This is a genomic window from Arthrobacter mobilis, from assembly GCF_012395835.1.
Classification (GTDB): Bacteria; Actinomycetota; Actinomycetes; order Actinomycetales; family Micrococcaceae; genus Crystallibacter; species Crystallibacter mobilis.
In genome coordinates this window covers 78014-83717 of the sequence record NZ_JAAZSQ010000007.1, presented here as the reverse complement: position 1 = coordinate 83717, position 5704 = coordinate 78014, and the positions used below count along the sequence as shown (strand labels likewise).

The following is a 5704-nucleotide window of genomic DNA, read 5'->3' as shown; positions in this document are numbered from 1 at the left end:
CAGGGCGCCGCAACCGCCTAACCCTTTTCCCAACACCTACTAAGATTTCTTTCTTCCCTTAAGGAACCACCAAGGTCCTAACGGGAGAAAAGGTATGAAAAGGACGGTCGGCTGTGCTTCTACGGATACTGGGATCTGGAGTAGGCGCACCTAGGGCGCCGGGAGGAGCCCTGCTCTGGGCCAGCGGCGCGGCGGGCTGGCACCACCGGCGGCGGTTGGATCGGGCAGGCAGCTCACCTCGTTTTCGGATCAGGCATTCCAAAGCAGAAGGCTTGATCCATCCCTGAAGTTTTTGGTCGGAGTGCGAGACGGACGCAGCGGCCACCGTACTCCAAGCAAAACACCGATAACAGCGCATATGTCCTGATGAATCCGGCGAATCGCATTGGGTGAGAATCCGACGGATTTGCTCTGCAGTGGAGCGGTTCTCGCCGGTTACTGAAGGGCATACAGGTATTATCACGTCCAGGGATTTGCTTCGGTCGGGACAGCGCGGCAGCCCGGGGTATGCCCTGCCTTTCAGCTCTCGTTTTCTGCATGGAAGAACCCGTGGAACCGTCGGGGATGAATGCCCCGCAACCGGCCGTTTCAGACCGGTCTAATCGAGCAACGGTGAAAGTGACGTGCACGGTAAGTCCCGGCCCTTCACCACGGACCCGCACGTTCGTTCGCCGGTCTCCTATACGCCGGCTCACACCGGATCTGATCGCCTGTTCCTCCATTTCGGCCTTTGCAGGGTCTTATTCGCATTACATCCGCTCAAGAATCAACGCCATGCCTTGCCCCCCGCCGACGCACATGGTGATCAGGCCGGTCGTCTTGTCGTGGAAGTCGAGGGAGTTGAGCATAGTGGCCTGCAGGCGGGCTCCAGTCATCCCGAAGGGGTGACCGAGCGCGATAGCGCCTCCGTTTACGTTTAGGCGGTCCAGATCGATCCCGAGGTCCTGATAGGAGGGGATGACCTGGGCTGCGAAAGCCTCGTTGATCTCGACGAGGTCTACGTCATCGATGGTCATGCCTGCATGCTTCAGCGCGTTCCGGGTTGCGTCAACCGGGCCTAGTCCCATGATCTCCGGGGAGAGACCAGACACTCCGGTGGAGATGATGCGGGCCAGCGGTTTGAGTCCCAGTTCGGAGGCTTTGGTGTCACTGGTGATCACCACGGCGGCGGCACCATCATTGAGGGGGCAGGCGTTTCCCGCGGTGACGACTCCGTCCTTGCGGAAGACGGGTGCGAGTTGTGAGACGGCTTCGTATGTGACGCCACGGCGTGGGCTGTCGTCTGCGGAAACGGATCTACCGTCGGGGAGGGGAACCGGGGTGATTTCCCGTGCCCAGAAACCCTTTGCGATTGCCTCCTCTGCAAGGTTCTGTGAGCGAACAGCGAACTCGTCAAGCTCTGTGCGGGAGAGCCTGCGCAGCGCAGCGATGTTCTCTGCAGTGTGGCCCATGCTGATGTATGGGTCCGGAAGCTTGCCGTCCCGCCGTGGATCATGCCAGGGCCGGTTGGAGCCGGCGGCTTCGGTACGGGCACGGGCGTCCTCGAAAAGCGGATTCTCACAGCCAGGGAGGTCCGCGTTGCCGTTGCCGGAGCGGGATACTGCCTCGACCCCGGCGGAGACGAACACGTCGCCCTCGCCGCTCTTGATCGCGTGGAAAGCCATCCGGGTTGTCTGTACCGAGGAAGCGCAGTAGCGGTTAACTGTCGCACCCGGAACAGTGTCGAGGCCAAGCAGGGTGTTGACTACCTTCGCCATGTTGAAGCCGGCCTCTCCAGCAGGCAGGCCGCAGCCAAGATAGACGTCATCAATTGTGCTCGGATCCAGTGCTGGTACCTTCTCAAGCGCTGCTTCGATCGCGAAGGCGGCCAGGTCATCGGGGCGCAGATCTTTAAGCGACCCCTTGAAGGCGCGGCCTATCGGAGTGCGTGCAGAAGAGACGATCACTGCGTCTGGCATGGGAACCCGTTCCTTGGTAGAGGTAGTTATTCGTGCTCGAGGCGGTCGGCTTAGAAGGTGAGTGTCTGAACAGGGCCATCCCGCTGCTGCAGGGATTGGCACCTTCGGCCAGCTGGCCGTCTATCTCACCAGAGGCCAAAGATTGCCCACATGGCTGCCGGTGCCAGGACCACAGCGCCCAGGCCGTATCCCAGCATTCGTCTGAACAGCCGCTGGCGGTCCTCCGCGGCGGTGGCACCGATCACCAGCCCGCCTGCCGATCCCACAGGATTGTTATCGACAAGAACGGCTGAGAACAGCAACGCTATGACCGCACCGAGGGGATCTACACCGGCCGCGATGAGTGGTGGCAGCAACGGCAGCGTGGTGACAATGACCGCAATTGAATTAGCCAGGAACGATGTAAGAGCGGCGATGTAGCACAGGACCAGGAGAGACAGTGCCGGAGAGTTGTCAACTGAAAGCATCTCGCTCAGCCTTTCGAAGGCACCGAGTTCCTGCATCAGGCCCACGTAGGTGAGCAGACCGCCGATCAGGACGACAACGCCCCAGGGGACCTTTGCGATGATCTGGGTGGGCTCGAGTCGAAGAACGAGGATCAGGACGAAGGCCAGAACGAATGCTGTGTAACCCAGATCGAGGCGGAACCCGACGCCGGCCACGACAAGTACGGCAAAGGCGATGATCGAGAGGATCTTCGCGGGCTTCGAATGCTCTGTTCCCGACATCGTTTCCGGTGCCTCGGAGTAGACCTGCGTTGCGATGCCGGCAGTTGGCGCCGCCGATGTATGAGGCCCCATCTCCTTCGTAAAAGGAGACAGCTTGCGGGAGACGGGACCTTGGGTAACGATGCCCGCAGTCGGACCCGACAGCGGTGATTCTGAACTTGTCACTTCCGTGGACCGCAGCTGCCTGCGGTAGACAACCATCAAGGCAACTGTTAGCAGGAGACCGACGGCGACGGATGCCAGGAAGATCACCAAGCTACTGTGCATCGGCAACGGAACGCCAAGGTCTGCAAGCTGCTTGTTCGCGGTCAGGCCGAACACGGCGACCGGTGAGAACAGACCACTGAGGACACCGTTCATCACCACGAATGCCATGAGAAACGCAGGGATCCGGTGCTGCCGCGCCAGAGCCATTCCGATTGGCGCAACGATGGCACAGGCGGCCAACGGGAGGGTTCCGACGCCGGCAATCACGGCTCCCAGGACGAACGGCACAACGGGAATCAGTACTCGTCTGTTTCCCACGGCTCGGGTCGCACCCCTGAGGAACCAGTCCATCGCGCCGGTGACCTGAAGTATTCCGAACAGGCACATCACTCCCACAATCAGGATGACGAAGTTCGAGGGGAAGTACGAGACGAGCTGGTCCGTTGATATGCCCGCGTACAACGCGACGATCAAGGATCCGGTAAAGGCGGCCAGACCCATGTGGGCACGGGGAACCAGCGCCAGTAGGAACAAACCGACGAGAACAATGATGGACAGGTCAGCAGGGGTCATGGAAGTCTGTCTCCAGCAATAGGAAGGATTGAGGCGGGCGGTATCACTGGATCACGCCGCGATCCCGCAATTGGTCAATCTGCCCGGGAGGGAGTCCGACTAGCCCTCCAAGAATGTCGTTGGTGTGCTCGCCGACTTCGGGCGCCGGAGAGCGGTCAACATGGTCAAAGCCCGAGTACCGGCCGGCGGGGGCGACGAGGAGAGTCTCCCGTCCATGTCGGTCCCTCGCATGGAGCACTGAACCGCGGGCTACGATGTGCTGATCACGCACAATGTCTTCGGCTGTGTTGACCGGACCCGCTGCGAGTCCCGCACCGTGCAGGAGCACGAGGAGCTCGTCGAGGTCATGGCTTGCGACGAACTCCGACACAGCCTTATTAACCTCGCTACGTCTTGCCAGACGGTGCTCCATCGTCCTCAACTGGGAAAGCTCAGGGTTGTCGAGGAGCTTCACGAGTCGTTGCCACATCTGATCGGTCGAGACCGGTAGAACCACCCACCGATCATCCCGGGTTCTGAAGAGGCCGTTCGGCACGATCGATGGATTGTCGTTGCCGATTCTGCCCGGGGACGCCCCTGTGGCCTGATAGGCAGGGATCGAATCCTCCATCATCCTGAGCATCGGCTCGTACAGTCCGAGGTCCACCAGCTGCGGTTGGCCGGTCAGGTCCCGTTGGCGTAGCGCGCTCATGACGGCAAAAGCTCCGTAGATACCTCCGACTCCATCCGCAATCGGATACCCGGAGAACATGGGCGAGCCATCCGGATGACCGGTCCGATGCGTCAGGCCCGCGAAGGCCTCCACGACCCGGGCGAAACCGGGCAGATCCGAATAGGGGCCTGTGCGTCCGAACGCGGTGAGGTGCAGCATCACCACGTCCTTTCGCAGCCGTGTCAGATCGTCGAACTCTAGCCCGAAACGAGCGAGGGTCGGGGGGCGGAAGTTGGTAATGACGATCTCGCACTCCTTGATCAGCGAATGCAGGAGATCAATCCCTGCGCTGGTATGGAGATCGATGGCAACGCTGCGTTTTCCCAGTCCATGCTGTTCCCAGGTCGCCGCCGTGCCATCGACGAGAGGCGGATATTGACGTGCGGGATCACCGCGGCCAGGTTGCTCAACCTTGATGACGTCCGCTCCGAGCTCGCCGAGGAGTGCGGCAGTTAGAGGAGCCGCTAACACAGTTGAAACATCCAGTACGCGGATGCCTGTAAGCGGTGGAGGAGTCGATTTCTCCATGGCTACCTCGATTCGACATTCTAACAGTGACGCACACCACTCTGACAGCCAGAAATGTTCGCTGGAAGAAGGCATTACTGAACACGAGTGACCGCATATAGTGAACACATGCGGGTTGAGCGGCTGGTCTATTTCGTGGAAGCGGCACGAGCGGGGTCAATGCGTGCCGCCGCCGAGCATCTCGGCGTGGCCCAGTCTGTGATGAGCGGTCAAATCACGGCGTTGGAGGAAGAACTCAATGTAGTCCTCCTGAATAGAGGGCGTCATGGAGTCTCGATCACCGACGCGGGAAAACGAATCTTCGAGGACGCGCTGGGACTGATAGCTGCCCAACGCACCCTTATTGAGACCGCCCTTAGATTAACTGACGACCTGTCAGGCGTCGTGAACATTGGCGCGAACCCAGCCTTGGCCGCGTCAATCGTGACTCCGGTAATCGCCGAACTGCGGAAGATCCACATGGGCATACAGCCCGTGCTTCTCGAGGCGGCGTCCCCCGAACTTCTGGAGCATGTTGAGCGCGGTACCCTGGACTTCGCACTGCTGACCGGCCCCGCTTCCCTGTCACAGGGCTCAGCACCGCAATCAACGCTGGCTTCAACTGTGATGTCGGCCTACGTGATGCCAGGGCACCCGCTCTACACCCGCGACCGCATTACATGGGACGAACTCGGCGACTTCCCCCTGGTGGCCATGCGCCCGGACACAACAGTCGGCGCCGGTCTCATCAGGCACCTTCCAAAGGCGAAAATCGTTGCGCAGGTCTCCAGCATCAGACACGTGATCTTCATGGTTGAAAGTGACATGGGGATTGGAGTTGCGGCGCCCCAGCCGAGGTCTTTCGGCAGTCCTTTGGGCCGCTGGGTGCCAATTCACCCGCACGAACGCATCACCATCGATCTTGTCCAGTCAGGAAGCAAACCTGTAACACGATCGGTTCGGCTCGTTCGTGACGCCGTGCAGGCCAGAGCGAAGCAGTTCGACGTCGTGGACTCCTA

The 5704-nt window shown here is 60.5% G+C and carries 4 protein-coding genes; 1 reads left to right on the top strand and 3 read right to left on the bottom strand.

The window, feature by feature from the left end; all coding sequences use genetic code 11:
* Positions 1-749: 749 nt before the first annotated feature.
* The 3 genes from HGG74_RS09370 to HGG74_RS09360 all read right to left on the bottom strand — a co-directional run bounded on the left by HGG74_RS09370 (position 750) and on the right by HGG74_RS09360 (position 4706).
* Positions 750-1958, bottom strand: coding sequence for an acetyl-CoA C-acetyltransferase (locus tag HGG74_RS09370; protein ID WP_168486089.1), 1209 nt, complete (start codon positions 1956-1958; stop codon positions 750-752).
* A 125-nt stretch (positions 1959-2083) separates the two neighbouring features.
* Positions 2084-3466, bottom strand: a complete 1383-nt coding sequence (locus tag HGG74_RS09365; protein ID WP_168486088.1) for an SLC13 family permease — start codon at positions 3464-3466, stop codon at positions 2084-2086.
* A 43-nt stretch (positions 3467-3509) separates the two neighbouring features.
* Positions 3510-4706, bottom strand: a complete 1197-nt coding sequence (locus HGG74_RS09360) for a CaiB/BaiF CoA transferase family protein (RefSeq protein WP_168486087.1) — start codon at positions 4704-4706, stop codon at positions 3510-3512.
* A 108-nt stretch (positions 4707-4814) separates the two neighbouring features.
* On the opposite strand from HGG74_RS09360, the gene HGG74_RS09355 reads away from it, so the two are divergent.
* Positions 4815-5704, top strand: an 890-nt coding sequence (locus HGG74_RS09355) for a LysR family transcriptional regulator (protein ID WP_168486086.1), incomplete at its 3' end; no start/stop codon positions are given.